This window comes from Leclercia barmai (assembly GCF_049312895.1).
Lineage (GTDB): Bacteria > Pseudomonadota > Gammaproteobacteria > Enterobacterales > Enterobacteriaceae > Enterobacter > Enterobacter barmai.
Genome location: NZ_JBMNWZ010000027.1, coordinates 1 through 277, shown reverse-complemented (window position 1 = coordinate 277; position 277 = coordinate 1). Strand labels below are relative to the sequence as shown.

1 rRNA gene is annotated in these 277 nt (G+C 55.2%); it reads right to left on the bottom strand.

What is annotated here, in order from left to right:
• Positions 1–277: ribosomal RNA gene (locus tag ACOYA6_RS23070) — 23S ribosomal RNA — on the bottom strand; the annotation flags it as partial.

Here is a 277-nt window from a genome sequence, read left to right as displayed (position 1 = left end):
AAGGTACCGGATTTACCTGGAACCTCCGCCTACATGCTTAAACCGGGACAACCGTCGCCCGGCCAACATAGCCTTCTCCGTCCCCCCTTCGCAGTAACACCGAGTACAGGAATATTAACCTGTTTCCCATCGACTACGCCTTTCGGCCTCGCCTTAGGGGTCGACTCACCCTGCCCCGATTAACGTTGGACAGGAACCCTTGGTCTTCCGGCGAGCGGGCTTTTCACCCGCTTTATCGTTACTTATGTCAGCATTCGCACTTCTGATACCTCCAGCA